The following is a 25,357-nucleotide window of genomic DNA, read 5'->3' on the forward strand; positions in this document are numbered from 1 at the left end:
TAGGGCCCATCCACCGAAGGAGATCCGATGTGACCGCCGCCCGCCCCGATGTTCTCGACTTCCTCCTCACCCGGCGTTCGCGTCCGGCCAAGACCCTGACCGCCCCGGTCCCGGACAGCGACGCGCTGGGACCGCTGCTGAGCGCGGCGGCGCGCAGCCCCGATCACGGCGCGCTGGAGCCGTTCCGCTTCATCGTGCTGGAGCGCGCGGCCCTGGCGCGCATCGCGGAGCTGATCGCCCCGGCGGGCGAAAGGCTGGGCCGCAGCCCGGAGGAGATCGCCAAGCAGCGCGCCGTCTATGCGGGCGGCAACCTGGCGGTGGCGGTGGTCTTCTCGCCAAGGGAGAGCCCCAAGGTTCCCCGGGTCGAACAGCAATATACCGCGGGCGCCGTCTGCCTGTCGCTGCTGAATGCCGCGCTTGCCGCGGGCTGGGGGGCGAACTGGCTGTCCGGCTGGGCCAGCCACGATCCGCAATTCTGCGCCGAGGCCTTCGCGCTCGAGCCGCAGGAAGCCATTGCCGGGCTCATCCATATCGGGACCGAGAGCACGCAGCCGGCGGACCGGCCGCGCCCCGACATCAATGCCATCACCACCTGGGTGCGGGCATGATCCGCGACATTTCCCGGGCGCTGGGACAGATCGGCGACCCGCGGTTCCGCAAGGTGCTGCTGCTGGGGCTGGGCATCACGATCGGCCTCCTGCTGGCCTTCTACGTCGTCACCGCCTGGCTGGTCGCCTGGATCGTGCCGGACACCGTCACGCTGCCCTGGATCGGCCAGGTCGGCTGGATCAACGACATCGCCTCGGGCGCCTCGGTCCTGGGGGCGATGGTGCTGTCGAGCTTCCTCATGGTGCCGGTCGCCTCGGCCTTCACCGGCATGTTCCTCGACCAGGTCGCCGACGCGGTGGAGGACCGGCACTATCCGCATCTGCCGGATGTCCGCCCCACCCCCTTCACCGAGACGCTGGCCGACACGTTCAGCTTCCTCGGCGTGATGATCCTGGCCAATATCGCGGCCTTCGCGCTGTATATCTTCCTGGCTCCCTTCGCGCCGCTGATCTTCTGGGGGCTGAACGGCTTCCTGCTGGGGCGGGAATATTTCCAGCTGGTCGCGATGCGGCGGCTGGGCGCCAAGGGCGCGAAGGAGCTGCGCCGCAAGCATTTCGCCAGCATCTGGATCCTGGGCGCGTTGATGGCGATCCCGCTGACCGTGCCGCTGGTGAACCTGCTGGTGCCGATCATCGGCGCGGCGGCCTTCACCCATTTCTACCACCGGCTGGCGCGCAGCTGAGCGCGCGCACAGCCCCTGTGCGCCTGGCTGACTGGACCCGTCGCGCGAATCCTCCATCTTGTGTCCCGGAACACAAGGAAAGGAACGCGCGATGGGCTTGCTGGTGGACGGGGTCTGGAAGGACCAGTGGTACGATACCGACAAGACCGGCGGCAAGTTCGAGCGGTCGAAATCCCAGTTCCGCAACTGGATCACCGCCGACGGATCGGCCGGCCCCTCGGGCACGGACGGGTTCCGCGCGGAGCCCGGGCGCTATCACCTCTATGTCGCCTATGCCTGTCCCTGGGCGCATCGCGCGCTGATCTTCCGCGCGCTGAAAGGGCTGGAGGAGATGATCTCCGTCTCTTTCGTCAACTGGTACATGGGCGATCACGGCTGGAGCTTCGAGGATCCGGGCGACGGCATCCCGGGCGACGACCTGTTCGGGCTCGACTACCTGTACCAGATCTACCTCAAGGCCGATCCCGGCTATACCGGCCGCGTGACCGTCCCGACCCTGTGGGACAAGGCGCGCGGCACCGTCGTCTCGAATGAAAGCGCCGAGATCATCCGCATGTTCAACAGCGCCTTCGACGGGGTCGGGGCGACCCCGGGCGACTACTATCCCGAAGACCTGCGCGAGGAGATCGACGCGCTGAACGACCGCATCTACCACACGGTCAATAACGGGGTGTACAAATGCGGCTTCGCCACCACGCAATCCGCCTATGACGAGGCGGTCGGGCCGCTCTTCGAGACGCTCGACTGGCTGGAGGATCGCCTCTCCGCCCGCCGCTACCTGGCCGGGGACCGCGTGACCGAGGCCGACTGGCGGCTTTTCACCACGCTGCTGCGCTTCGATCCGGTCTATCACGGGCATTTCAAATGCGACCGCCGCCGGATCGCCGACTATCCGAACCTGTGGGGCTACACGCGCGAACTCTACCAGTGGCCCGGGATCGCCGGGACCGTCAACATGGACCATACCCGGCGCCACTACTACATCAGCCACGAGACGGTGAATCCGCACCGCATCCTCTCGGTCGGCCCCGAGATCGACCTGGACGCCCCGCATGGGCGGGGCGGCTGAGCCCCGCAGGCCGGTCCGGTCTCAGACCAGGCGCTGCGTGGAGACCAGCGGCTCCACCAGGGCGGGCAGCCCGTCGAACCGGTCGAAGACCAGCTGGTGGGGGATCTGGAAGACCGGCGACTTGCGATAGCCCTCGGTGAACAGCAGGAAGGGCAGATCGGCCCGCCCGGCGGTTTCCGAATCGACCTCGCTGTCGCCGACATAGACCGTGGCCGAGGCGCCCAGCTGTTCCATCGCCGTCAGCACGCCCGAGGGATCGGGCTTGCGCTCGGGCAGGCTGTCGCCGCCGATCACCACCGGGAAGAACTCCGCCAGCCTCAGCGCCGCCAGCACGTTGCGCGCCGAGGCCTCCGGCTTGTTGGTCACCACGCCCAGCCCGTAGCCCATGGTGCGGAACCGCGCCAGCGCATCGGCCACGCCCGGATAGGGCCGGGTCAGATCCGTCGAATGCGCGTCGTATTCGGCCATGAAGGCAGAGACCAGCCGCGGATGCTCCGCCATGTCCAGCCCGGCGACGCCGATGATCCGCTCGACCAGCTTGGGCACGCCATTGCCGATGAAGCTGCGGATGATCTCGAAGGGCAGCGGCGCCTGCCCCTCCGCTTCCAGCATCCGCGCGGCGGCGGCATGCAGGTCGGGCGCGCTGTCGATGAGGGTTCCGTCAAGATCGAACAGGACGGCTGCACTGGACATTGGGCTCTCCTTTGCGATGGGGGCCAGATGGCGGCTTTGCGGGCCGGACGCAAGATGGGGACCGGTCGCAGGCCCGGGCACTGGCGGAAAACCCGCCTTTGGCGTATGCGACGCCCGCAAGGCAGACGAAGGAATGCACCATGGCAGCGCAGCGCAACGCGACGGGGATCGAGGCGGCGGTCAGCCTGCTTGCGGACCGGCTTGGACCGAGGCTGGCAACCGGCAGGAGCCTGCGCGAGCAGCACGGTCATACCACGACCTGGCTGGAAAACCAGCATCCCGACGCCGTTGCCTTCGCGCAATCGGCCGCCGAGGTGCAGGAGATCGTCCGGATCTGCGCGGCCCATGGCGCGCCGGTGATCCCCTTCGGCACCGGCACTTCGCTGGAGGGCCATGTCAACGCGCCGCTGGGCGGCATTTCGGTCGATGTCTCGGGCATGGACCGGGTTCTGGAGATCCGCCCCGAGGACATGGACGCGACCGTGGAGCCGGGCGTGACCCGCGAGGCGCTGAATACCGAGCTGCGCGCGACGGGGCTGTTCTTCCCGGTCGATCCCGGGGCGAATGCCTCGCTGGGGGGCATGGCCTCCACCCGGGCTTCGGGCACCACCGCGGTCCGCTACGGCACGATGCGCGACCGGGTGCTGTCGCTGAAGGCGGTGCTGCCCTCGGGCGAGATGATGCAGAGCGCGGCGCGGGCGCGGAAATCCTCCGCCGGCTATGACCTGACCGGGCTGATGGTCGGTGCCGAGGGAACGCTGGGGATCATCACCGAACTGACGCTGCGCCTGGCGCCCCAGCCCGAGGCAGTCTCGGGCGCGATTGCCAGCTTTGCCGATATCGCCACCGCCTGCCAGACCGCGCAGGAGGTGATCCAGATGGGGCTGCCGGTGGCGCGGATGGAATTCCTCGACGAGGCGGCGGTGGGCTATGTCAATCGCAGCCACGGCATCGGCCTGCCCGCGGCGGCGCTGCTGCTGCTTGAATTCCACGGCTCGCCCGGCAGCCTGGCCGAGCAGACCGAGACCTTCGCCGAGCTGGCCCGCGACAACGGCGCGACCCATGTCGCCTGGAGCAGCGACCCCGACGAACGCAGCCGCCTGTGGCGCGCGCGGCACGAATTCTACCTGTCCGCGCTGGCGCTCTATCCCGGGCGGGTCGGCTTCTCCACCGATGTCTGCGTGCCGGTCTCGCAGCTGGCCGCCTGCGTCACCGCCGCCCGCGCGAAGCTGGACGATCTGGATCTGGTCGGCACCAATATCGGCCATGTCGGCGACGGCAATTTCCACACGCTGGTCTTCGTCGATCCCGCCGATGCCGCGGGGCGCGCCCGGGCCGAAACCTATGTCTCCTGGCTGAACGGGCTGGCCATTTCCCATGGCGGCACCTGCACCGGCGAACACGGCATCGGGCAGGGCAAGATGGCCTATCTGGAACGCGAGCTGGGCCCCGGCGCCCTGGCGATGATGCGCGCGGTGAAACAGGGGGTGGATCCGCTGAACATCATGAACCCGGGCAAGATCTTCGCATTCTGAGCCGCCCCGGACGCCGCGGCCTAAAATTTGACCAAATGGTCAAATTTTTCCGCGGCACGGGAAACACGCGCCGCGGTGCCCTGAAAAATCTTTCATGGGCAAGGCCTTGCCAACGGCCCGCGCCGCAGCTTCCGCCCCCCCGCATGCCGTCCCCCGGCGGGATTCCCGGCCGATCCGGCAGGGTTCCGACCGGTTTCGCGTCCCCGGCCGCGCGCCGTCCTTGACCGGATGGGGGCGGCGGGTCTTACATCGGGTTCTGCAATTCGTGCTGGAGTGCCCCAATGTCCGAGACCAGGCATATCGTGCTGACTTCCCACCCGCCGACGGGCAGCCGCAAGCCGCCGGAGATCCGCTGGGGCGCCCCCGGCGCGCAGGCGCGCGGCCCGGTGATCGGCGGCATGTCGGGCGGCCAGCGCAACGTCATCGGCACGCATTCGGGCAGCTACGGCGTCTATCGCGCCCTGGCCATCGCCACCGGCCAGCTGAAATCGGTGCACCGCCCCGACCTGACCCATACCCGCCCCTCGGTCGATATCGGCCCCTTCCCGCAATGGGAGGGCGAGGACCGGATCGTGTCGATGGACCCCTACGGCCATATCGTCGCCGATGCCTTCGGCGCCGACATCGCCGCGGGCCGCCCGATCCAGCCCACCATCGCCATCACCAAGGCCCGCATCATGCTGCCCGAGTTCAAGGAGGCCATCGCCTCCGGGCGGCTGGTTCCGGACGGCGAGATCCTGACGGAAACCGGCGAGGCCAGCGTCACCAAGATCGCCATCGAGCCGGTCTGGTACCTGCCCGGCCTCGCCCGCCGCCTGCAGGTCAGCGAGGTCAGCCTGCGCCGCGCGCTGTTCGAATATACCGGCGGCATGTTCCCGGAACTGGTCACGCGGTCCGACCTGAAGGTGTTCCTGCCGCCGATCGGCTCGATCACGCTCTACATCTTCGGCGATCCGGCGGCCATGTGGGACAGGACCAAGCGGCTGGCCTGCCGGGTGCATGACGAATGCAACGGTTCGGACGTGTTCGGCTCGGACATCTGCACCTGCCGCCCCTACCTCACCCACGGGATCGAGGAATGCGTGAAGGAGGCCCAGGAGGGCGGCGCCGGGCTGATCGTCTATAACCGCAAGGAAGGCCGCGCCCTTGGCGAGGTGACGAAATTCCTCGTCTACAACGCGCGCAAGAGGAACCCCGCGGGCGATACGGCGGCGGCCTATTTCGAGAAGACCGAATGCGTGGCCGGCGTGCAGGACATGCGGTTCCAGTCGCTGATGCCCGACGTGTTCCACTGGCTGGGGATCACCCATATCGACCGTTTCGTGTCGATGTCGGACATGAAGTACAACGCCCTGGCCGAGGCGGGCATCACCGTGGGCGAGCGGATCCCGATCCCCGACGAGCTGATCCCCGGCGATGCGCAGGTGGAGATGGACGCCAAGAAGGCCGCCGGGTACTACACGGACGAGACGGTGTCCAAACCGTCGGACCTGACACAGACCAAGGGGCGCGGGCTTGACGACTACTGACCTGGCCGAGGCCGATGCGGCCGCCACTGCCGAATGGCTGCTCAGCCCGGAGGCGATCCGGGCGCAATGCGGCGCGATCTACGATCTGGGGCTCGCGGGGAAGCTGAAGCATTTCACGCTTCATCCCGAGATGCTGGAAACCGCCGCCGACGAGGTCGTGGCGACGATCCGCGAAACCTATCCCGACCTGGCCGTGCCGCCGCATTCGCGCTGGCGGCATTTCGTGCTGGACCGGCGCGACCGCTGGGAGGAACACGCCGCGGGCCTGGATGTCGCGCCGCAGGAACGCGCGCGGCTGGAATGCGAACTGGCCATCGTCTCGGTGCTGCTCGATGCCGGGGCCGGACCGCTCTGGACTTATCGCGACCCCGATACCGGCGCGGAATATGCCCGCTCCGAGGGGCTGGCGCTGGCCTCGCTCGACATGTTCATGGCAGGCGCCTTCGGCGACGGGCGCGGGCCGGGCACGACCGCCGCCACGCTGGCGCGCTTCTCGGCCGAGAAGCTGGCCGCCGGGTTCCAGGTGACCGAGGACAACCCGCTGGAGGGCCTGGAGGGCCGCGCCTCGCTGATCGCGGCGCTGGGGCAGGCGGTCGAGGCACAGCCCGCGATCTTCGGCGATGCGCCGCGGCTGGGCCATGTCGCCGACCACCTCGCCGGGCTGGCGGGGGAGGACGGGCTGGAGGCGCAGGCCATCCTCGACGTCATCCTCTCCAGCCTCGCGCCGATCTGGGGCAGCGACCGGCCCAGCCTGGGCGGCGTCCCGCTGGGCGATTGCTGGGCGCATCCGCAGGCCCCGGCGCCGGGGCTGGTCCCCTTCCACAAGCTCAGCCAGTGGCTGGCCTATTCCCTGATCGAGCCGATGCAGCGCGCGGGCATCGCCGTCACCGGGCTGGACCGGCTCACCGGGCTGGCCGAGTACCGCAATGGCGGGCTGTTCCTGGATGCCGGGGTGATCGCGCTGCGTCACCCCCGCGAGGCGGCCGTGCCGCAGGCCCCCGGAAGCGCGCTGGTCGTCGAATGGCGCGCGCTGACCGTCATCCTTCTGGACAAGGTGGCCGATCTGGTGCGCCGCAAGCTGAAGCTTTCCGCCGAGCAGCTGCCGCTGGCCTCGGTTCTCGAAGGCGGCACCTGGGCCACCGGGCGCAGGCTGGCCCGGCGCAAGCGTCCCGGCGGCACGCCGCCCATCAGCCTGGTCTCCACAGGCACCGTTTTCTGAGTTTCCCGAAAGGCCCCCGAATGAGCGAACACGTCACCGTCGTCGACCACCCGCTGGTGCAGCACAAGCTGACCCAGATGCGCGTCAAGGACACGCCCACCGCCGATTTCCGCCGCCTGCTGCGCGAGATCGCGCATCTGCTGGCCTATGAGGTCATGCGCGACCTGCCGCTGGAACAGACCCGGATCGAAACCCCGATGGAGCCGATGACGGCCCCCCAGATCGAGGGCAAGAAACTGGTCCTGGTCTCGATCCTGCGGGCGGGCAACGGGCTTCTGGACGGGGTGCTCGACCTGGTGCCGCAGGCGCGCGTCGGCCATATCGGGCTCTATCGCGACCCCGAGACGCTGGTGGCGGTCGAATACTATCTCAAGGTGCCCTCCGATATCGAGGACCGGCTGGTGATCGTGGTCGACCCGATGCTGGCCACCGCCAATTCCGCCTCCGCCGCGCTGACCCGGCTGAAGGAAGTGGGCGCGCGGAACCTGAAATTCCTCTGCCTGCTGGCGGCGCCCGAGGGGATCGAGACGCTCAGCCGCGAACATCCAGACGTGCCGATCTTCACCGCCTCCATCGATGACCGGCTCGACGATCACGGCTATATCCGCCCCGGGCTGGGCGATGCCGGCGACCGGATGTTCGGCACGCGCTAGACCCCGCGCCGTCCCGTCCCGGCCCCGAGCCGGGACCCCCCGGTCACAGCCGGTGCAGCTTCAGCCGTCCGAGCCCCGCGAATTCCATGCGCAGCCCCGGGCCGCCCGGCCCCAGGCGCAGCGTCCGGCCGACCTTCGCGGCCAGGCGCGTCGTATCCTCGTCGCGGCGCATCGCGACCCCCTCCTCCAGGGTGTCCAGCACGTCCTCGACCCGCTGGTCGCGCGGCACCGGATCGGCGCGGCGGGCCGCGGCGGCGGCGAGACCGGCGATCAGCGCATAGCGGAACAGGGTCCAGAAGATGGGGGAAAGCGGCAGGGCCAGGGGCATTCGGCAGTCTCCTGAGGTTTCCCCAAAGATAGGACAGCCCGCGCGGAATTTCCATATCCCCGTCCCGGCGCGCGGGGCAGCGGCGCGAAACCGCAGCCTGCGCGCTTCACCCGGCCCCGAAAAGCGTCTAGGCCCCGCCCATGCCCCTTCGCGTCACCTCGCTGCGCCTCTCGCATTTCCGCTCCCACCGCCGCGCGGCCCTCGTGCTGGACGGGCGGCCGGTGGCGCTGTTCGGGGCCAACGGGGCGGGCAAGACCAATCTGGTGGAGGCGGTCTCGCTGCTGTCGCCCGGGCGCGGGCTGCGCCGCGCGGCGACGGAAGAGCTGATCCGCCGCCCCGAGGCGCTCGGCTGGAAGATCCGTGCCGGAGTGGCGGGACCGGCCGGCGCGCACGAGATCGAGACCTGGGCCGAGCCCGGCCAGTCCCGCCAGGTCCGCATCGACGGCAAGGCGGCGACCCAGACCGCGCTGGGGCGGATCGTCCGGCTGGTCTGGCTGATCCCGGCCATGGACCGGCTGTGGACCGAGGCCGCCGAGGGACGGCGGCGGTTCCTCGACCGCACCGTGCTGAGCTTCGAGCCGGGCCATGCCGAGGCGGTGCTGGCCTATGAGAAGGCGATGCGCGACCGCAACCGGCTCTTGAAGGACGAGATGCGCGATCCCCACTGGTACGAGGCGCTGGAGGCGCAGATGGCCGACTCGGGCGCCGCGATCATCGCCGCGCGCGCCCGCACCGCCGCCCGGCTGGATGCGGCACAGCGCGAGGGAGACGCGGCATTCCCGAAGGCCGCGCTGTCGATCGCCGACCCCGCCGACGCCCCCTGCCCCGAACGGGCCTGCGACCTGCGCGCGGCGCTGCGCGACGGGCGCGGGCGGGACATGCGCGCCGGGCGCAGCCTGACCGGGCCGCACCGGGCCGACCTGCTGGCGGTCTATGCCGCCAAGGGCGTGACCGCCGCGCAAAGCTCCACCGGCGAGCAGAAGGCGCTGCTTCTGTCGCTGATCCTGGCCAATGCCCGCGCCCTGGCCGAGGAGACCGGCGCGCCGCCGCTGCTGCTTCTCGACGAGGTGGCGGCGCATCTGGACAGCGACCGCCGCGCAGCGCTTTATGCCGAGGTGCAGCAGCTGGGCGCCCAGGCCTGGATGACCGGCACCGGGGCGGAGCTGTTTCCTCCCGGGGAAATCGAGGCCCAGAGGTTCCGCATCGGCGACAGCGGCGGGACCAGCATCCTGGAGGAAATGCCATGACGCCGCAACGCGTGACGCTGATCACCCTGGGGGTGGCCGACCTTGCCCGCGCCCGGGCCTTCTATGCCGCGCTCGGATGGGCACCGGCGCAGGAACAGGAAGGCGTCGCCTTCTACCAGCTGAACGGCCTGGCGCTGGCCCTGTTCGGCCGGGCGGACCTGGCCGCGGACCAGGGCCGCGCGGGGGCGGCGCTGGGGACCGGGGCGATGACGCTGGCACAGAACTTCGCGACCGGGGCCGAGGTGGATGCCGCCTATGAGCAGGCGCTGAAGGCCGGGGCCACGCCGCTGAAGGCGCCGGAGAAGGTCTTCTGGGGCGGGTATTCCGGCTATTGGGCCGATCCCGACGGGCATGTCTGGGAAGTCGCCATGAACCCGTTCTGGCCGCTGGAGGATGACGGCACGCTGACCCTGCCGGCATGACCGCCTCCGCGACCGACCTCGCGCTTTATGCGGGCGCGCTGTTCGTCCTGTTCATGACGCCCGGGCCGGTCTGGGTGGCGCTCCTGGCGCGGGCGCTCTCGGGGGGCTTCGCCTCGGCCTGGCCGCTGGCGCTCGGCGTGGTGATCGGCGACATCCTGTGGCCGCTGCTGGCCATTCTCGGCGTCAGCTGGATCGTCTCGGCCTATGGCGCCTTCATGTCGATGCTGCGCTGGGGGGCGGCGGCGATCTTCTGGATCATGGGGATCGGCCTGATCCGCCATGCCGGGCGCCGCATCGGCCGGGACAGCCGCCTGACCCGGCCCGGCAGGTGGGCGGGCTTCGCCGCCGGGGTCGCGGTGATCCTCGGCAATCCCAAGGCCATCCTGTTCTACATGGGCGTGCTGCCCGGCTTCTTCGACCTCGCGGCCGTCACGCCCCGGGACATCGCCGCGATCACGGCCCTGTCGGCGGCGGTGCCGCTGGTCGGCAACCTGATCCTCGCGGGCTTCGTCCACCGGATGCGCCCGGTCCTCGCCTCCGGCCACGCGCTGGCGCGGATGAACCGGATCGCCGGCGGGCTGCTGATCCTTGTCGGCTGCGTGATTCCCTTCACCTGAGACGCCGGAAAAAATGCCCCGGATGCGTGACATTTGCGCGCCCGCTTCGTATAAGATGGCAGAATTGAGAAGGACCCGCGTGAATGGCAGACGACGTGCAGACCCCCTCCGAATACGGTGCGGAATCGATCAAGGTTCTCAAGGGGTTGGAAGCCGTGCGCAAACGCCCCGGCATGTATATCGGTGACACCGATGACGGTTCCGGCCTGCATCACATGGTCTACGAGGTCGTCGACAACGGCATCGACGAGGCGCTGGCGGGCCATGCCGACCGCGTGACCGTGACGATCCATGCCGACAGTTCCGTGTCCGTGCGCGACAACGGCCGCGGCATCCCGGTCGGCATCCACGAGGAGGAAGGTGTCTCCGCCGCCGAAGTCATCATGACCCAGCTCCATGCGGGCGGGAAATTCGACCAGAACAGCTACAAGGTGTCGGGCGGCCTGCACGGCGTCGGCGTCTCGGTGGTCAACGCGCTGTCGGACTGGCTGGAACTGCGCATCTGGCGCGACGGCAAGGAACACTTCGCCAGGTTCGAGATCGGCGAGACCGTGGAACACCTGCGCGTCACCGGCGACACCCCCGGCGAGAAGGGCACCGAGGTGCGCTTCCTCGCCTCCACCGCGACCTTCTCCAATCTCGACTACAGCTTCAAGACGCTGGAAAACCGCCTGCGGGAACTGGCCTTCCTCAATTCCGGCGTGCGCATCATCCTGCGGGACGAACGCCCGGCGGAGCCGCTGGAAAGCGAATTGTACTACGATGGCGGCGTGCGCGAATTCGTCCGCTATCTCGACCGCTCGAAAACCCCGCTGATCACCGATCCGATCTTCGTCACCGGCGAACGCGACGGCATCACCGTAGAGGTCGCGATGTGGTGGAATGACGGCTATCACGAGACCGTCCTGCCCTTCACCAACAACATTCCCCAGCGCGACGGCGGCACCCATATGGCGGGGTTCCGCGGCGCGCTGACCCGGACGCTGAACCTCTATGCCAACTCCTCGGGACTGGCGAAGAAGGAGAAGGTGACCTTCTCCGGCGACGATGCCCGCGAGGGCCTGACCTGCGTCCTGTCGGTGAAGGTGCCGGACCCGAAATTCTCCAGCCAGACCAAGGACAAGCTGGTCTCCTCCGAGGTCCGCCCCGCGGTCGAGGGGCTGATGAACGAACGCCTGACCCAGTGGTTCGACGAACATCCCGCCGAGGCGCGCACCATCGTCGGCAAGATCATCGAGGCGGCGCTGGCCCGCGAGGCGGCCCGCAAGGCCCGCGAACTGACCCGCAAGAAATCGGCGCTGGACGTGGCATCGCTGCCCGGCAAGCTGGCCGATTGCCAGGCGCGCGATCCGCATCTGCGCGAACTGTTCCTGGTCGAGGGCGACTCGGCCGGCGGCTCGGCCAAGCAGGGCCGCGCCCGTGCCAACCAGGCCGTCCTGCCGCTGCGCGGCAAGATCCTGAACGTGGAACGCGCGCGGTTCGACCGGATGCTGTCCAGCCAGGAGATCGGCACGCTGATCACCGCGCTCGGCACCGGGATCGGACGGGACGAATTCGACATCGACAAGCTGCGCTACCACAAGATCGTCATCATGACCGATGCCGATGTGGACGGCGCGCATATCCGCACGCTGCTGCTGACCTTCTTCTTCCGGCAGATGCCCGAGATCATCGAGGGCGGGTACCTGTATATCGCCCAGCCGCCTCTCTACAAGGTCGCGCGCGGCAAATCCGAAGTCTACCTCAAGGACCAGGGCGCGCTGGATGACTACCTGATCGCGCAGGGCGTGGAGGGCGCCACGCTGCGGCTGGGATCGGGCGAGGAGATCACCGGCCAGGACCTGGCCCGGGTGGTCGACGAGGCAAGGCAGGTGCGCCGCATCCTGCAGGCCTTCCCGACCCATTACCCGTCGCACATCCTGGAACAGGCGGCGATTGCCGGGGCCTTCCTGCCCGGCATGGCCGATGGCGACCTGCAGGCCCTGTCCGACACGGTGGCCGCGCGGCTGGACCTGATCGCGGTGGAATACGAACGGGGCTGGCAGGGGCGGCCGACCCAGGATCACGGCATCCGGCTGGCCCGGCTGCTGCGCGGCGTCGAGGAGGTCCGCACGCTGGACGGGCCGGTGCTGCGCTCGGGCGAGGCCCGGCGGCTGGGCAGCCACACCCACGCCCTGCAGGACAATTACGCCCGGCCGGCAACCTTGCTGCGCCGCGACAAGGGGATCGCGATCTACGGGCCGCTGGACCTGCTGCACGCCATCCTCGCCGAGGGCGAGCGCGGGCTGACGCTGCAGCGCTACAAGGGCCTGGGCGAAATGAACCCCGATCAGCTGTGGGAAACCACGCTCGACCCGGAGGCGCGCACCCTGCTGCAGGTGCGGGTCGAGGACCTGGCCGAGGCGGATGACCTGTTCACCAAGCTGATGGGCGACGTGGTCGAGCCGCGCCGCGAGTTCATCCAGTCCAACGCCCTGAGCGTGGAAAACCTGGACTTCTGACCGCCCTGCGGGCGCGCGCACGGGGTTTCGCGAGAGATCCCCGCGGCGCGCGCCGGTCCGCCCCTGAATGGCGAACGCGCCTTGCCTGCCCGTCCCGGCGGATGTGCATTTCCCCATCGACCGAGACAGAAGCCCGCCGCGCCGCAAGGCATGGCCTGACCCTTCGGGATCACGAGGGCGCAGTGGCGCGCGGCCCCGGCCGGGTCCGCGCGTCGCAGCCTGCCCGCGCCCAATCCGCGTGACACCGCCGCCCGGCTGCGACAGACAGGCGGCGAGACCGATCCGGAGGCGGACCCGTGATATCCTTGCTGACCCCCTGGCGCGGCGTCGCCGCGGCCTTCGCGCTGAACGGCATGCTTCTGGGCAGCTGGGCGGCGCGCGTGCCCGCCGTGAAGGAGGCCCGCGGCCTCGGCGAGGCCGAACTGGGGCTGATGCTGCTGTTCATGGGGCTGGGGGCGCTGGCCTCTTTCGGCCCTGCCGGGCGGGTATCGGACCGGATCGGCGCAGTCACCCTGACCCGCGGACTGGCCCTGGCCTATCTTGCGGCGCTGCCCTTCCTGGCGGTTGCTCCGGGGACCCCGGGCCTGGCGCTGGCGCTGTTCTTCTTCGGCATCACCCATGGCGCGATGGATGTGGCGATGAACAGCTGGGGCGCCGAGGTCGAACGCCGGATCGGCCGCCCGGTCATGTCCGGATTCCACGCGATGTGGAGCCTCGGCGCGGGAGCAGGTGCCGGGCTGGGCTTTGCCGCCACCTCCCTGGGTGCCGGGGTGGCGCTGCATTTCACCCTCGCCGCGCTGGTCGGCCTGGTGCTCCTGTGTCCTTTCCTGCTCCAGCCCTGGACCTCCGCGCGCCGCGAGGGGCCGGGCGGCGGCGCCCCGGTCTTCGCCCTGCCGCGCGGCGCACTCGTGCCGGTCGGCATGATCGGGCTGGCCTCCGGCCTCGGCGAGGGCGGAACCGCGGATTGGAGCGCGATCTTCCTCTCGGCCGTGGCGGGGGCCGGCGAATCGCAGGCGACCCTGGGCTATGCCCTGTTTGCCGCCGCGATGCTGGCCATGCGGCTCTGCACCGACCGGCTGGCGCGCATCGCCGGGCCCGCCAGGGTGGCGCGCGCAGGCGCGCTGGTCGCGTCGGCGGGGCTCGCGCTTCTGCTGCTGCCCGCCCCCTGGCCCGTCGCGCTGGCCGGATTCGCGCTGATGGGGCTCGGCTATGCCCCGCTCTACCCGCTGTGTTTCAGCCGCGCCGCCGCCGATCCCGACATCCCGCCCGGCCAGGCCATCGCCGGCGTCGCGACGCTGGGCTACGGTTCGGTGCTGATGGGGCCGCCGCTGATCGGGCTGATCGCCGACCTCCTCTCGCTGCGCGCGGCCTTCCTCCTGGTGGCGCTGGCCGCGCTGGCCGCCGCCCTCCTGGCCCCGTCCCTCGCCACCGCCGCCCGTTCCCCGGGCAGGACGGGCTGAGTTTGCCGCGCTTTCCCCGACGTTCGCGGGATGGCAGGAAAAAATCGCAACTTTCCGCTTGCAGCCCACGGCGCCGCTGGATAGAAGCCCCTCACTTCTCCGGATGCGGGTGTAGCTCAGGGGTAGAGCACAACCTTGCCAAGGTTGGGGTCGAGGGTTCGAATCCCTTCGCCCGCTCCAGAGAGAAGCGATGTTACAGGATGCGGGTGTAGCTCAGGGGTAGAGCACAACCTTGCCAAGGTTGGGGTCGAGGGTTCGAATCCCTTCGCCCGCTCCAGTAACTCCCCCATCCGGACAGATGCCCCATGCGATGGCGACCGTTCCACCCGGGGCGCGGCCGCGCTATGTCTCGGTCAAACGCGCGGGAGACATGATGCAGACCTTTCCGATGTTCCTCCAGGTCGGCGGACGCACCGTCCTGATCCTCGGCGGCGGCGAACAGGCCGCCCAGAAATGCCGCCTTCTGCTCAAGACCGAGGCGCGGATCGTCGTGCAGGCCCCGCAGATCGACGAGGAACTCCAGGACCTCGTGGCCCGGGGCCGCGTGGCCCATGACCGCGCGCCGCCCACGGCGCGGGCCTGCGCCGGGGCGGCGATCACCTTCATCGGCACCGGCTGCCCGGGATGCGACGCGGCGCTGCACGGGCTGGCCAAGGCCGGCGGCGCGCTGGTCAATGTGGTCGACCAGCCGGGGCTCTGCGATGCCTACACGCCCTCCATCGTCGATCGCGACCCCCTGGTCGTGGCGATCGGCTCGGAAGGCGCGGCGCCGGTCCTGGCCCGGCAGATCAAGACCCGCGTCGAGGAGATGCTGGAACCGCGGCTGGGCGATCTGGTGGCGCTTTCGGGGCGGCTGCGCGGCCAGGTCGCCCGCCATGTCCCCCGCGACCGGCGCCGCGCCTTCTGGCGCTGGGTCTTCACCGGCGCGCCGCGCCAGCGCCATGCCGCCGGGGCCGAACGCGAGGCGGTGCGGCTGATCAAGGAGGCCATCGCCGCGGGCGGCCCGCCCGGGCAGCGCACGGCCGGGCTGCTCAGCCTGATCCCCACCACGCCCGACCGCGACCACCTGACCCTGCAGGCCGTGCAGCGCCTGCAGGAGGCGGACCTCATCCTGCATGACACCGCCACCGGCACGGCGCCGCTGGAACTGGCGCGCCGCGATGCGGATCGCATGGCGCTGGACGGCGCGCTGGCGCCCGCGGATCCGGCCGCCCTGGTCGCGGAGGCGCTGGCCGCCGGCGCGCGGGTGGCGGTGCTGCATGGCCCCGGCACGGATACCGCGCCGCTGGAAGCCGCCGCCGGCGCTGCCGAGACCGAGCGCCTCAGGGGCGTCACGCCCTGACGCCGCCCCCTCTCGCCGTCCCGCCGCGGGCCCCGACCCGCGGCCCCCCGGTCGGGTTCCCCTTGCCAGCGCCGCGGCGATAGGCCAAACCCTCCGGGACGGACGGGAGACCAGCATGACACGGATCGACGACACTTTCGCACGGCTGAAAGCTGAAGGAAAAAAAGCCTTTGTCGGCTATGTCATGGCAGGAGACCCGGATTTCGACGCCTCGCTCGACCTGGTCCGCGGCCTGCCCGCCGCAGGGGTCGACATCATCGAGCTGGGTCTGCCCTTCACCGATCCGATGGCCGACGGCCCCACCATCCAGCTGGCCGGGCAGCGCGCACTCGAAGGCGGCATGACCCTGGCGCGCACGCTGGAACTGGTCCGCCGGTTCCGCGAAACCGATGCGGTCACGCCGATCGTGCTGATGGGCTACTACAACCCGATCTATTCGCGCGGCGTGCCCCGCTTCCTGGAAGAAGCGAAGGCGGCCGGGATCGACGGGCTCATCGTCGTCGACCTGCCGCCCGAGGAAGACGCCGAACTGTGCCTGCCCGCACAGGCGGCCGGGCTGAACTTCATCCGCCTCGCCACGCCCACCACCGATGCAACGCGCCTGCCCCGGGTGCTGCAGAACACCTCGGGCTTCGTCTATTACGTCTCGGTCACCGGCATCACCGGCGCCGCCGCGGCGGTGGCCGGCGATGTCGGCCCCGAGGTTGCCCGGATCAAGGCGGCGACCGATCTGCCGGTCATCGTCGGGTTCGGCATCCGCAGCCCCGAGACCGCGCGCGACATCGCCTCCGTCGCGGATGGCGCCGTCGTCGGCAGCGCCATCGTCAAGCTCTGCGAGGATCAGCGCCCGGTCGCCGATATCCTGGCCTTCGTCCGCACGCTCGCGCAGGGGGCGCACAGCGCCTGACGGCCCCGGCGGCGCGCTAGGGGCGACAGTCGAGGATCACCGCATCGGCGAAGAAGGCCCCGACTTCCGGAAAGGGGTCGCCGGGCCCCGCATCCTGCGGATCCGCGCTGAGATTCATCGCATCCAGGGCCTCGCCCAGCCGGCGCCCGGCCTCCTCCAGGTCGGCCGGCTCCACCCGCAGGCGGCAGGCCGGGTCGGGGGCGGCCAGCGCGGCCTCGTCCAGCGAATAGGCCGTGTAGAATTCCGGGTCATAGACCTTCACCTCAACCGGACCCGCCTCCGGCGCGGCGGGCGCCGACAGCACGCGGCGATGGGTGAAGGTCAGGACCTCGCCCTCGTAGACCACCGAGGGCGAGACCAGCGGCCCCAGCGGCAGGGCCGTCCCGCCCTGCATCACGCTCAGGTCGCCGGGCACGACGCTCCAGTCGATCTCGTCGCGCACCAGCGCGCGCAATTCCGCCCCGGTGATCTTGCCATCGTCGAAATAGCCGCGCGCATCCAGGATGTAATGGCTGTCGGCCCGGCCATAGCGCCAGTCCACCGCCACCGCCAGCAGCCGCCCCGCCCCGTCGGTTTCCAGCCGCAGCGACGCATCGATGAAGGCATGCGGATGCGCGAAAGCCGCCGCCGGGAAACCGGCGACGGCAGCAGCCGCGATCAGGGCGCGCAGCCTCACCCCAGGCATCCGGCCATCGCGGCGGCAAGCGATCCGATCAGCGCCGGGTAGAATCCCGGTCCCGTCTCCAGATCGGCGCCCAGCGGGTCCAGATGGGCCTTGTTGGCCGCACTGCCCTCGATCACGGTATCGACCAGTCTGTCGCTGAATTCCGGTTCCGAGAAGGCGCAGACCGCGCCGGTCTCCCGGACCAGGTCGCGCACTTCCTCGACCCGCGCCGGGCCGGGGTCGGAGGCATCCCCCATCGAGATCGCGCCCGCAGCCTCGAGCCCGAACGCCGCCTCGAAATAATGATAGGCGTCATGGAAGACGACGAAGGGCCGTCCCTGCACCGGGGTCAGCCGCGCCTGCGCCTCTGCGGCTGCCGTCGCGATCTCTTCCCGGCCGGCGGCTGCATTGGCCGCGTATTCGGCCGCGTGCTCCGGGTCCAGCCGGGACAGCTCCGCCGCGATCGCATCGAGCCACAGCGCCCCGTTCTGCGGATCGAGCCAGGCATGCGGATCGGCGCCCTCGTGGTGATGATCGTGCTCCGCGTGATCATGGTCGTGATCGTCATGGGCATGATCGTGGTCGTGGTCGTGGCCGCCTTCCCCCTCATGCGAATGCGGCTCGAAGGTGGCGCCCTCGCGGAACTCCAGCAGATGCGTGCCGGGCACGGCCATCAGCTCCAGATGCGCGGCATCGCCCGCCAGCCGGTCCAGCGGCTGTTCCAGCCACGGCGTCAGGGACTCCCCGACCCAGACCACCAGACCCGCCCGCGCCAGTCCCGCCGCCTCGGAGGGGCGCAGCGCATAGCCATGGGGAGAACTGCCCGGCGGGATCACCAGATCCGGCGTGCCCAGCCCCTGCATCACCCGCGCCACCAGTCCATGAACGGGCGGGATATCCGTCACCACATGGGGGATCTCCGCGCGTGCCGTCGTTGCCGCCCCGGCCAGAATCCCCGCCGCGAGCATCTTTGAAATCATCCGCATAGTGTTACCTTGTAACATGGAGACCCCTTGCTATGGTGAATACTATAACTTATCAACCCCGAAAAGCGCAGAGGCGCCCGATGACCGAAACCAGCTTCACGCCCCACGACCATGGCGCCTGCATCTCGCAAGGCGTCGAGGAAGCCGTGCGCCAGTGCCGCGAGGCCGGTCTGAAACTGACGCCGGTGCGCCGCCGCGTGCTGGAGATCCTGCTGGAACGCCACCGTGCGATGGGCGCCTACGAGATCCTCGACCGGCTGCGCGAGGAGGGGCTGGGGTCGCAGCCCCCCGTGGCCTATCGCGCGCTGGACTTCCTGACCGCCAACGGCTTCGCCCACCGGATCGAGCGGCTGAACGCCTTCGTCGCCTGCACCCATGCGGGGGACGACCACACGCCGGCCTTCCTGATCTGCCGCAACTGCAGCCGCGTCGCGGAAACCGACAGCACGCTGCCGCGCCGCGCCCTGGCCGAGGCGGCGAAGGGCCTGGGTTTCTCGGTCGAACGCGCGGCGGTGGAGGCCGAGGGCCTGTGCCCCGCCTGCCTCGAGAGCGCGTCGTGAGCCTGGTCGAGATCGAAGGCCTGGATGTGCGGCTGGACGGGCGCCCCGTGCTCAGCCGGATCGATTTCCGCATCGATCCGGGCGAGATCGTCACCCTTGTGGGGCCGAACGGATCGGGCAAGACCACCCTGATGCGCAGCGTGATCGGCGCGATCCCCTCCGCCGCCGGGCGGATCCGGCGCCGTCCCGGATTGCGCATCGGCTATGTTCCGCAGAAGCTGCATGTCGATACCACGCTGCCGCTGACCGTGGGGCGGTTCCTGTCCCTGCCGGTGCGGATCGGCGCCGCGTCCACCCGCGCCGCGCTGGAACAGGCCGGGGCGGGCGCGCTGCTGGAGCGGCAGATGTCCGAGCTGTCCGGCGGCCAGTTCCAGCGGGTGATGCTGGCCCGCGCGCTTCTGGCCCGGCCCGAGCTGCTGATCCTCGACGAGGCCACCCAGGGCCTGGACCAGCCCGGTTCCGCCGCCTTCTACCGCCAGATCGAGACGATCCGCGACGAGACCGGATGCGCGGTGCTGATGGTCAGCCACGAACTGCATGTGGTGATGGCGGCCTCGGACCGGGTGATCTGCCTCAACGGCCATGTCTGCTGTCACGGCACGCCGGAACATGTCTCCTCGGCGCCGGAATACCGCGCGCTCTTCGGCACGGGCACCGGCGGGGCGCTGGCGCTCTACCGGCACGACCACGACCATCGCCACGACCCGGATTGCGCCCATGCGGGCGGGCCCGGCCATGACCACCCCCGCGCGGGGACGGAGCGCACCCCCGGATGAGCCTGCTGGACAATTTCCTGATCCGCGCCGCCCTGGCCGGGCTGGGCGTGGCGCTGGCCGCCGCGCCGCTGGGCTGTTTCGTGATCTGGCGCCGCATGGCCTATTTCGGCGATGCCACCTCCCATGCCGCGATCCTGGGCGTCGCGCTGGCCCTGGCGGTTGACCTGCCGATCTTCGGCGGCGTCCTGCTTTGCTGCCTGCTGATGGCGACGCTGGTCAGCGGCCTGACCGGGCGCGGCCATGGCAGCGACACCATCCTGGGCGTGGCGGCGCATTCGGCCCTGGCGCTGGGGCTGGTCGCGGTCTCGCTGATCCCGGGCATCCGGATCGACCTGTCCTCCTATCTCTTCGGCGACATCCTGGCAGTGGGACGGGCGGACCTGGCGGTGATCTGGGGCGGCGCGGCGCTGATCCTGGGGCTTCTGGGCTGGCGCTGGTCGCGGCTGCTGACGGCGACGCTGAATGCCGACCTGGCCCGCGCCGGGGGGATCGACCCGGGCCGGGAAGAGCGGGTGCTGACCTTTGCGCTGGCCCTTGCGGTCGCCGTGGCAATCAAGGTGGTGGGGGCCTTGCTGATCACCGCGCTCCTGCTGATCCCGGCCGCCGCCGCGCGGCCCTTCTCGCGCACGCCGGAAACCATGGCGATGCTGGCCGCCGGGCTCGGCGCAGCGGCCGCGCTTGGCGGGCTGCGCCTGTCCTATCTGGCCGATACCCCCGCCGGGCCGACCGTGGTGGCCACCGCGGCGGGGATCTTCGCGTTTTCGGTCAGCCTCGCGGCGCTGCGGCGCCGGGCGCGACGGGACTGACCGGCCGGTTCAGGCGATCGACTGGATCGAATCGAACAGCTCCAGTTCCGGCGGCCCCAGGTAGATATCGCCCGAGGACCGCGCCCCGGCATGGGCGGCACGGAACGCCTCGGAACTGGTCCAGTCGCGGAAGGCCGCCTCGCTTTCCCACATCGTGTGCGACGCATAAAGCCGGTGATCCTCCTTCTCCGGCCCCTTCATCAGATGGAATTCGACGAATCCCGGCACTTCCGCGAGCTTGCTGTTGCGGGTCCGCCAAACGGTCTCGAACGCTTCCTCCTGGCCGAGCTTCACCTTGAAGCGGTTCATGGTCAGATACATCGCCTGTCTCCTTCTGGTCTTCCGCATCGTATCAGGGCATGAAGACGGCGCAGGTCAAGCAGGAGCAATCCCATGCGTCTCTTCGTCGGACTGGGCAATCCCGGGGCAAAATACGCGGGCAACCGCCACAATATCGGCTTCATGGTGATCGACCGGATCGCCGCCGATCACGGCGCCGCCCCCTGGCGGTCGAAATTCCAGGCCGAGACGGCGGAACTGAGCCTGGACGGCGAGAAGGTCATCCTGCTCAAGCCCCAGACCTTCATGAACCTCTCCGGCCAGGCGGTGGGCGAGGCCGCGCGGTTCTACAAGATCGCCCCCGGGGATATCGTGGTCTTCCATGACGAGCTGGACCTCGCACCGGGCAAGGCCCGCGCCAAGACGGGCGGAGGCCATGCCGGGCATAACGGGCTGCGCTCCATCCACCAGCATATCGGCGCGGATTACGACCGCATCCGTCTGGGCATCGGCCATCCCGGCCACAAGGACAAGGTCTCGGCCTATGTGCTGGCGGATTTCGCCAAGGCGGAACAGGACTGGCTCGACGACCTGCTGCGCGGCTGCTCGGACGGGGCGGCCGCCCTGGCGCGCGGAGATGCGGCGAAATTCATGAATGCCGTCGCCCTGCGCACCGCGCCGCCGCGCTCGGGATCGGGCGCCGGGGCGAAGCCGGGCAAGGCTGCGGCCGCGGGAAAGGCCCCGCAGAAGGCGGCCCCGCCCCCCGAACCCGCGCCGGAGCCCGAGGATGCCCGCAGCGCCCTGCAGAAACTGGCCGACCGGTTCCGCTGAGCCGCCTCAGGCACCGTAGGGCAGCCACAGCGTCCGCGTCTCGGTCGCCGCCGCCAGGAATTCCGCGGCATTCGCGCGGCTCCAGTCCATGCCGCGCGGGCACCAGCTGCGCTTGAGATTGCCCGCCGCGCCCTCCTCGACCGGGCCGGACAGGTCCTGCCCGCAGAAACACCAGACCGCCTCCAGATCGGCATGGCGCGCCATCTCGGGCATCAGCACCGCCGGGTCGCCCGAGATCATGTTGACCACCCCGCCCGGCACGTCCGACGTGTCCAGCACCTGGCCGAATTCGGCGGCGATCAGCGGAGCGCTCTCCGCCGCCAGCACGACGCAGGCATTGCCCGTCGCCAGGGCCGGGGCCAGCACCGAGACCAGTCCCAGCAGAACCGGCGCCTCGGGCAGGGCCATGCCGATCACCCCCGCGGGCCGGTGCAGCATCGCCGCCACGACCTTGCCCGGAACCGGCTTGACCGCGCCATCCTGCTTGTCCGCCCAGGCGGCCCAGGTGAACAGCCGCTCCAGCGCCGCCTCGACCTCCGCCGCGGCCTCCGCCGCCGGGGCGCCGGTCTGCGCCACCAGCCCGGCGGCAAATTCCCCGGCCCGCGCCGAGAGGTTCTCGGCCAGGAAATACAGGACCTGCGCCCTGAGTGCCCCGCCCGCCTTCTCCCAGCCGGGACGCGCCGCCCGGGCCGCCTCCACGGCATTGCGGATATCCTTGCGGCTGCCGATCCCGGCATGGCCGAGGAGCCTGCCATCCGTGGCCCAGACCGCGCGGCTCTGGCCGCCATCCGGGCGCGCCTGCTTGCCGCCGATGCGGAATTTCGCCGTGCGGTCCAGGTCCGGGGCGCGCGCCGCCTGCGGCTTGGCGACCGGCGCCCCGGCCGCCAGAGCCGGGGCCTCCTGCTTCGGCCTCGTATAGGCGCGCAGCCCTTCCCAGCCGCCCTCGCGTCCGAACCCGCTCTCGCGCAGCCCGCCGAACCCCGCCGCCGCGTCGAACATGTTGGCGCCGTTCACCCAGATCACCCCGGCCTCCAGACCGGCCGCCATGTCCAGCGCCGCGCCCAGGCTCTCGCTCCAGACCGAGGCGGCCAGCCCGTAGCGCGTGGCATTGGCGATCGCCACCGCCTCGGCGGGGGTGCGATAGGTGGTGGAGACCAGGACCGGACCGAAAATCTCCTGCTGCATCAGCGGATCGGCGGGCTCCAGCCCGGAGATCAGCACCGGCGCCATATGGGCCCCGCCTTCGGGCAGCACGCAGGGCGGGGCAAAGACCTCGCCCGCCGTGCCCGCGATCATCGCGGCGACGCGCGCGTGATGGGCGGGATCGGCCAGCGACCCCAGGTCAATTGACTTGTCCAGCGGGTCGCCCACGCGCAGCGTCGCCATGCGCGCGCGCAGCCGGTCATGCACCTCCCCGGCGATGCCTTCCTGCACGATCAGCCGCGACCCCGCGCAGCAGACCTGACCGCCATTGAACCAGATGGACTCGACCAGCCCCTCGATCGCGCTGTCCAGGTCGGCATCCTCGGCCAGGATGAAGGCCGACTTGCCGCCCAGTTCCAGCGTCAGCGCCTTGCCCTGCCCCGCCGTCGCCCTGCGGATCGCGCGCCCCACCTCGGTGGAGCCGGTGAAGGCCACCTTGTCCACGCCCGGATGCGCCGCCAGCGCCGCGCCGGTCGTGCCGTCGCCGGTCAGGATGGTCAGCACCCCCTCGGGCAGCCCCGCCTCGGCGGCGATCTGCGCGAAATACAGCGCCGTCAGCGGCGTCCATTCGGCAGGTTTCAGCACCACCGTGTTGCCCATCGCCAGGGCGGGCGCGACCTTCCAGGCCAGCATCAGCAGCGGGAAGTTCCACGGGATGATCTGCCCGCAGACGCCGATCGCCTGCCGGTCGGGCAGCTCCTCGGCCATCAGCTGCGCCATCCCGGCGTGATAGTAGAAATGCCGCGCCGCCAGCGGCAGGTCGGCATCGCGGGATTCGCGGATCGGCTTGCCGGTATCCAGCGTCTCCAGAACGGCCAGCGTGCGGGCATGTTTCTGCAGCAGCCGCGCCATCGCATAGAGGATGCGCGCCCGGCGGTGTCCCGGCATCGCCGCCCAGGCCGGAAAGGCCGCGCGCGCCGCCGCCACCGCGGCATCGACATCCGCGGCGCTGCCCTGCGCCACCTCGGCCAGCAGATCGCCGGTCGCGGGATTGCGGGTCTCGAAGACCTCGGCCCCCGCAGGGGCGAAGCGGCGGCCATGCGCATCGAGCCAGGCCAGCGCAGCCTCTGCGCTCTCGGGGGCGGGGCCGTATTCCATGGTCTCGAAAATCTCCCGGACGGTCATCTGGCGGTCTCCTGCCCGCAGCCTGCGGGCGCGTGGTGGCGAAGGGTCGAGGCGGGATGGCGCGCCAGCATATGCGGCGGACGGACCGGCCGGGGAGCGAAGCCGCCGCCGCAATTGGGGCAGACCCCCTGCAGCCGGGTCTCCACGCAATCGGCGCAGAAGGTGCATTCATAGCTGCAGATCCGCGCCTCGGGGCTGTCCGGGGTCAGGTCGCGGTCGCAGCATTCGCAATTCGGCTTCAATATCAGCATGGTGCTATCCCATCGCATGGCGCCAGGAGGCGGAATAGGCGCCGGTCACGTGATGTTCCAGTTGCCGCTCGATATCGCCCAGCAGCGAGGAGGCGCCGAAGCGGAACAGGTCCGGGCGCAGCCAGTCATCGCCCAGCTCGTCCTTCATCAGCGCCATGTAGCTCAGCGCGTCCTTCGCCTTGGATATGCCGCCCGCGGGCTTGTAGCCGACCTTGAACCCGGTCAGGTCGCGATAGGCGCGGATCGCGCGCACCATCACCAGGCTGACCGGCAGCGTGGCGTTCACCCCCTCCTTGCCGGTGGAGGTCTTGATGAAATCCGCCCCCGCCATCATCGCCACCCAGGAGGCGCGCGCCACGTTGCGCAGCGTGCCGAGCTCGCCGGTGGCCAGGATCGCCTTCATATGGGCGGGGCCGCAGGCGGCGCGCATGGCGCGCGTCTCGTCATACAGCGCCTGCCAGTTCCCGGTCAGCACGTGGCGGCGGGAAATCACGATGTCGATCTCCGCCGCGCCGGCCGCGACCGAGGCCTCGATTTCCTTCAGCCGCAGATCGAAGGGCGACAGCCCGGCGGGAAAGCCGGTGGAGACGGCCGCCACCGGGATGCCGGTCCCCGCCAGCGCCTCCACCGCCGGGGCGATCATCTCGTGATAGACGCAGACCGCGCCGGTGGTGATTGCGGGCAGGTCCAGCGCCGCCAGGAGGTCGGCCCGCACCGGCTGGCGGGCCTTGGCGCAGAGGCGGCGCACCCGCCCGGGCGTGTCATCCCCCGAAAGCGTCGTCAGGTCGATCAGCGTCACCGCCCGGGCCAGCCAGGCGGCCTGATGCGCGCCCTTCAGAGACCGCCGCGCCGGGATCTGCGCGGCGCGCCGGGCAATGGCGGCGCTGTTGGCAGAGGCCCCGGCCACCCGGTCCAGATCCAGCGTCATGCCCGGGTTGCGGGCATGGGCGGCGGAGGACGGGATCGCGGTCCCGGACGGCTTGGCATGGCTGGTCATCGCTTCTCTCCGCGGCGGACGTCTCGCCGGTGACGGTGGCACGGCACGCAGGCAGGGGCAAGCGGG

General features: G+C 70.4%; 26 protein-coding genes and 2 tRNA genes. 20 read left to right on the top strand and 8 right to left on the bottom strand.

Annotated features, from left to right (window positions below; all coding sequences use genetic code 11):
* The first annotated feature begins 29 nt into the window (after window positions 1–29).
* From ICN82_RS06760 to ICN82_RS06770, 3 genes are all read left to right on the top strand, one after another.
* Window positions 30–608 (top strand): nitroreductase family protein, encoded by a 579-nt coding sequence (locus tag ICN82_RS06760; RefSeq protein ID WP_193181016.1) that lies wholly within the window; start codon window positions 30–32, stop codon window positions 606–608.
* The gene (locus tag ICN82_RS06765; RefSeq protein WP_193181018.1) at window positions 605–1,291 is read left to right on the top strand and encodes an EI24 domain-containing protein; all 687 of its coding nucleotides are present in this window, start codon (window positions 605–607) and stop codon (window positions 1,289–1,291) included. The genes ICN82_RS06760 and ICN82_RS06765 overlap by 4 nt, the downstream gene beginning before the upstream one ends.
* Before the next feature lie 91 nt (window positions 1,292–1,382).
* A complete protein-coding gene (locus tag ICN82_RS06770) occupies window positions 1,383–2,360 on the top strand; it encodes a glutathione S-transferase family protein (protein WP_193181020.1) in 978 nt (325 codons plus the stop codon).
* Window positions 2,361–2,381: 21 nt separating this feature from the next.
* On the opposite strand, the gene gph is transcribed toward ICN82_RS06770, so the two are convergent.
* On the bottom strand, window positions 2,382–3,053 hold the full coding sequence (gene gph, locus ICN82_RS06775) for a phosphoglycolate phosphatase (RefSeq protein WP_193181029.1): 672 nt from the start codon (window positions 3,051–3,053) through the stop codon (window positions 2,382–2,384).
* Window positions 3,054–3,193: 140 nt separating this feature from the next.
* On the opposite strand from gph, the gene ICN82_RS06780 reads away from it, so the two are divergent.
* The 4 genes from ICN82_RS06780 to upp all read left to right on the top strand — a co-directional run bounded on the left by ICN82_RS06780 (window position 3,194) and on the right by upp (window position 7,989).
* A complete protein-coding gene (locus ICN82_RS06780) occupies window positions 3,194–4,588 on the top strand; it encodes an FAD-binding oxidoreductase (protein ID WP_193181038.1) in 1,395 nt (464 codons plus the stop codon).
* A gap of 281 nt (window positions 4,589–4,869) precedes the next feature.
* Window positions 4,870–6,117 (top strand): GTP cyclohydrolase II, encoded by a 1,248-nt coding sequence (locus ICN82_RS06785; RefSeq protein ID WP_193181040.1) that lies wholly within the window; start codon window positions 4,870–4,872, stop codon window positions 6,115–6,117.
* The gene (locus ICN82_RS06790; protein ID WP_226898326.1) at window positions 6,104–7,336 is read left to right on the top strand and encodes a URC4/urg3 family protein; all 1,233 of its coding nucleotides are present in this window, start codon (window positions 6,104–6,106) and stop codon (window positions 7,334–7,336) included. The genes ICN82_RS06785 and ICN82_RS06790 overlap by 14 nt, the downstream gene beginning before the upstream one ends.
* 20 nt (window positions 7,337–7,356) lie before the next feature.
* Window positions 7,357–7,989: a uracil phosphoribosyltransferase gene (gene upp / locus ICN82_RS06795; protein ID WP_193181042.1), complete on the top strand. Its 633-nt coding sequence runs from the start codon at window positions 7,357–7,359 to the stop codon at window positions 7,987–7,989.
* Between the two features lie 43 nt (window positions 7,990–8,032).
* On the opposite strand, the gene ICN82_RS06800 is transcribed toward upp, so the two are convergent.
* On the bottom strand, window positions 8,033–8,317 hold the full coding sequence (locus tag ICN82_RS06800) for a hypothetical protein (protein ID WP_193181044.1): 285 nt from the start codon (window positions 8,315–8,317) through the stop codon (window positions 8,033–8,035).
* A gap of 140 nt (window positions 8,318–8,457) precedes the next feature.
* On the opposite strand from ICN82_RS06800, the gene recF reads away from it, so the two are divergent.
* The 9 genes from recF to trpA all read left to right on the top strand — a co-directional run bounded on the left by recF (window position 8,458) and on the right by trpA (window position 16,813).
* Entirely contained in the window at window positions 8,458–9,564 is a 1,107-nt protein-coding gene (gene recF / locus ICN82_RS06805; RefSeq protein ID WP_193181046.1) for a DNA replication/repair protein RecF, read from the top strand.
* Window positions 9,561–9,986: a VOC family protein gene (locus ICN82_RS06810; RefSeq protein ID WP_193181048.1), complete on the top strand. Its 426-nt coding sequence runs from the start codon at window positions 9,561–9,563 to the stop codon at window positions 9,984–9,986. Before recF ends, ICN82_RS06810 begins: the two co-directional genes overlap by 4 nt.
* Window positions 9,983–10,603, top strand: coding sequence for a LysE family translocator (locus ICN82_RS06815; protein WP_193181050.1), 621 nt, complete (start codon window positions 9,983–9,985; stop codon window positions 10,601–10,603). Before ICN82_RS06810 ends, ICN82_RS06815 begins: the two co-directional genes overlap by 4 nt.
* Window positions 10,604–10,686: 83 nt before the next feature.
* Window positions 10,687–13,104 (top strand): DNA topoisomerase (ATP-hydrolyzing) subunit B, encoded by a 2,418-nt coding sequence (gyrB, locus tag ICN82_RS06820; RefSeq protein ID WP_193181052.1) that lies wholly within the window; start codon window positions 10,687–10,689, stop codon window positions 13,102–13,104.
* Window positions 13,105–13,400: 296 nt separating this feature from the next.
* Window positions 13,401–14,564, top strand: coding sequence for an MFS transporter (locus ICN82_RS06825; protein ID WP_330998973.1), 1,164 nt, complete (start codon window positions 13,401–13,403; stop codon window positions 14,562–14,564).
* Window positions 14,565–14,669: 105 nt separating this feature from the next.
* A tRNA-Gly gene (locus ICN82_RS06830) sits at window positions 14,670–14,744 on the top strand.
* A 22-nt stretch (window positions 14,745–14,766) separates the two neighbouring features.
* Window positions 14,767–14,841, top strand: a tRNA-Gly gene (locus ICN82_RS06835).
* 96 nt (window positions 14,842–14,937) lie between these two features.
* Window positions 14,938–15,906 carry a precorrin-2 dehydrogenase/sirohydrochlorin ferrochelatase family protein gene (locus ICN82_RS06840; RefSeq protein ID WP_193181054.1) on the top strand — a complete coding sequence of 323 codons (969 nt, stop codon included), beginning with the start codon at window positions 14,938–14,940 and terminating at the stop codon, window positions 15,904–15,906.
* Between the two features lie 115 nt (window positions 15,907–16,021).
* Window positions 16,022–16,813: a tryptophan synthase subunit alpha gene (gene trpA / locus ICN82_RS06845; protein WP_193181056.1), complete on the top strand. Its 792-nt coding sequence runs from the start codon at window positions 16,022–16,024 to the stop codon at window positions 16,811–16,813.
* Between the two features lie 16 nt (window positions 16,814–16,829).
* On the opposite strand, the gene ICN82_RS06850 is transcribed toward trpA, so the two are convergent.
* Window positions 16,830–17,489, bottom strand: a complete 660-nt coding sequence (locus tag ICN82_RS06850) for a DUF1007 family protein (RefSeq protein WP_193181058.1) — start codon at window positions 17,487–17,489, stop codon at window positions 16,830–16,832.
* A complete protein-coding gene (locus tag ICN82_RS06855; RefSeq protein WP_193181068.1) occupies window positions 17,486–18,463 on the bottom strand; it encodes a zinc ABC transporter substrate-binding protein in 978 nt (325 codons plus the stop codon). The genes ICN82_RS06850 and ICN82_RS06855 overlap by 4 nt, the downstream gene beginning before the upstream one ends.
* A gap of 80 nt (window positions 18,464–18,543) precedes the next feature.
* On the opposite strand from ICN82_RS06855, the gene ICN82_RS06860 reads away from it, so the two are divergent.
* From ICN82_RS06860 to ICN82_RS06870, 3 genes are read left to right on the top strand one after another with little or no spacing between them, the layout of a single operon-like run.
* Window positions 18,544–19,023, top strand: coding sequence for a Fur family transcriptional regulator (locus ICN82_RS06860; protein ID WP_193181069.1), 480 nt, complete (start codon window positions 18,544–18,546; stop codon window positions 19,021–19,023).
* The gene (locus ICN82_RS06865; protein ID WP_193181071.1) at window positions 19,020–19,799 is read left to right on the top strand and encodes an ATP-binding cassette domain-containing protein; all 780 of its coding nucleotides are present in this window, start codon (window positions 19,020–19,022) and stop codon (window positions 19,797–19,799) included. Before ICN82_RS06860 ends, ICN82_RS06865 begins: the two co-directional genes overlap by 4 nt.
* Window positions 19,796–20,605, top strand: a complete 810-nt coding sequence (locus ICN82_RS06870) for a metal ABC transporter permease (RefSeq protein WP_193181073.1) — start codon at window positions 19,796–19,798, stop codon at window positions 20,603–20,605. Before ICN82_RS06865 ends, ICN82_RS06870 begins: the two co-directional genes overlap by 4 nt.
* A gap of 9 nt (window positions 20,606–20,614) precedes the next feature.
* Here the strand turns inward: ICN82_RS06870 and ICN82_RS06875 are convergent, their stop codons facing one another.
* Complete coding sequence (locus tag ICN82_RS06875; protein ID WP_193181075.1) at window positions 20,615–20,926, bottom strand: antibiotic biosynthesis monooxygenase family protein; 312 nt, start codon at window positions 20,924–20,926, stop codon at window positions 20,615–20,617.
* Window positions 20,927–20,998: 72 nt separating this feature from the next.
* Here ICN82_RS06875 and pth point away from each other — a divergent pair, with 72 nt between their 5' ends.
* Window positions 20,999–21,715 carry an aminoacyl-tRNA hydrolase gene (gene pth / locus ICN82_RS06880; protein ID WP_193181077.1) on the top strand — a complete coding sequence of 239 codons (717 nt, stop codon included), beginning with the start codon at window positions 20,999–21,001 and terminating at the stop codon, window positions 21,713–21,715.
* 6 nt (window positions 21,716–21,721) lie between these two features.
* Here the strand turns inward: pth and ICN82_RS06885 are convergent, their stop codons facing one another.
* The 3 genes from ICN82_RS06885 to deoC are packed head-to-tail and all read right to left on the bottom strand — an operon-like array spanning window position 21,722 to window position 25,291.
* Window positions 21,722–24,043 (bottom strand): aldehyde dehydrogenase family protein, encoded by a 2,322-nt coding sequence (locus ICN82_RS06885; RefSeq protein WP_193181079.1) that lies wholly within the window; start codon window positions 24,041–24,043, stop codon window positions 21,722–21,724.
* A complete protein-coding gene (locus ICN82_RS06890; protein WP_193181081.1) occupies window positions 24,040–24,294 on the bottom strand; it encodes a DUF1272 domain-containing protein in 255 nt (84 codons plus the stop codon). The genes ICN82_RS06885 and ICN82_RS06890 overlap by 4 nt, the downstream gene beginning before the upstream one ends.
* Before the next feature lie 4 nt (window positions 24,295–24,298).
* On the bottom strand, window positions 24,299–25,291 hold the full coding sequence (gene deoC, locus ICN82_RS06895; protein ID WP_193181083.1) for a deoxyribose-phosphate aldolase: 993 nt from the start codon (window positions 25,289–25,291) through the stop codon (window positions 24,299–24,301).
* Window positions 25,292–25,357 lie beyond the last annotated feature (66 nt).

This window comes from Mangrovicoccus algicola (genome assembly GCF_014903745.1).
Classification (GTDB): domain Bacteria; phylum Pseudomonadota; class Alphaproteobacteria; order Rhodobacterales; family Rhodobacteraceae; genus Mangrovicoccus; species Mangrovicoccus algicola.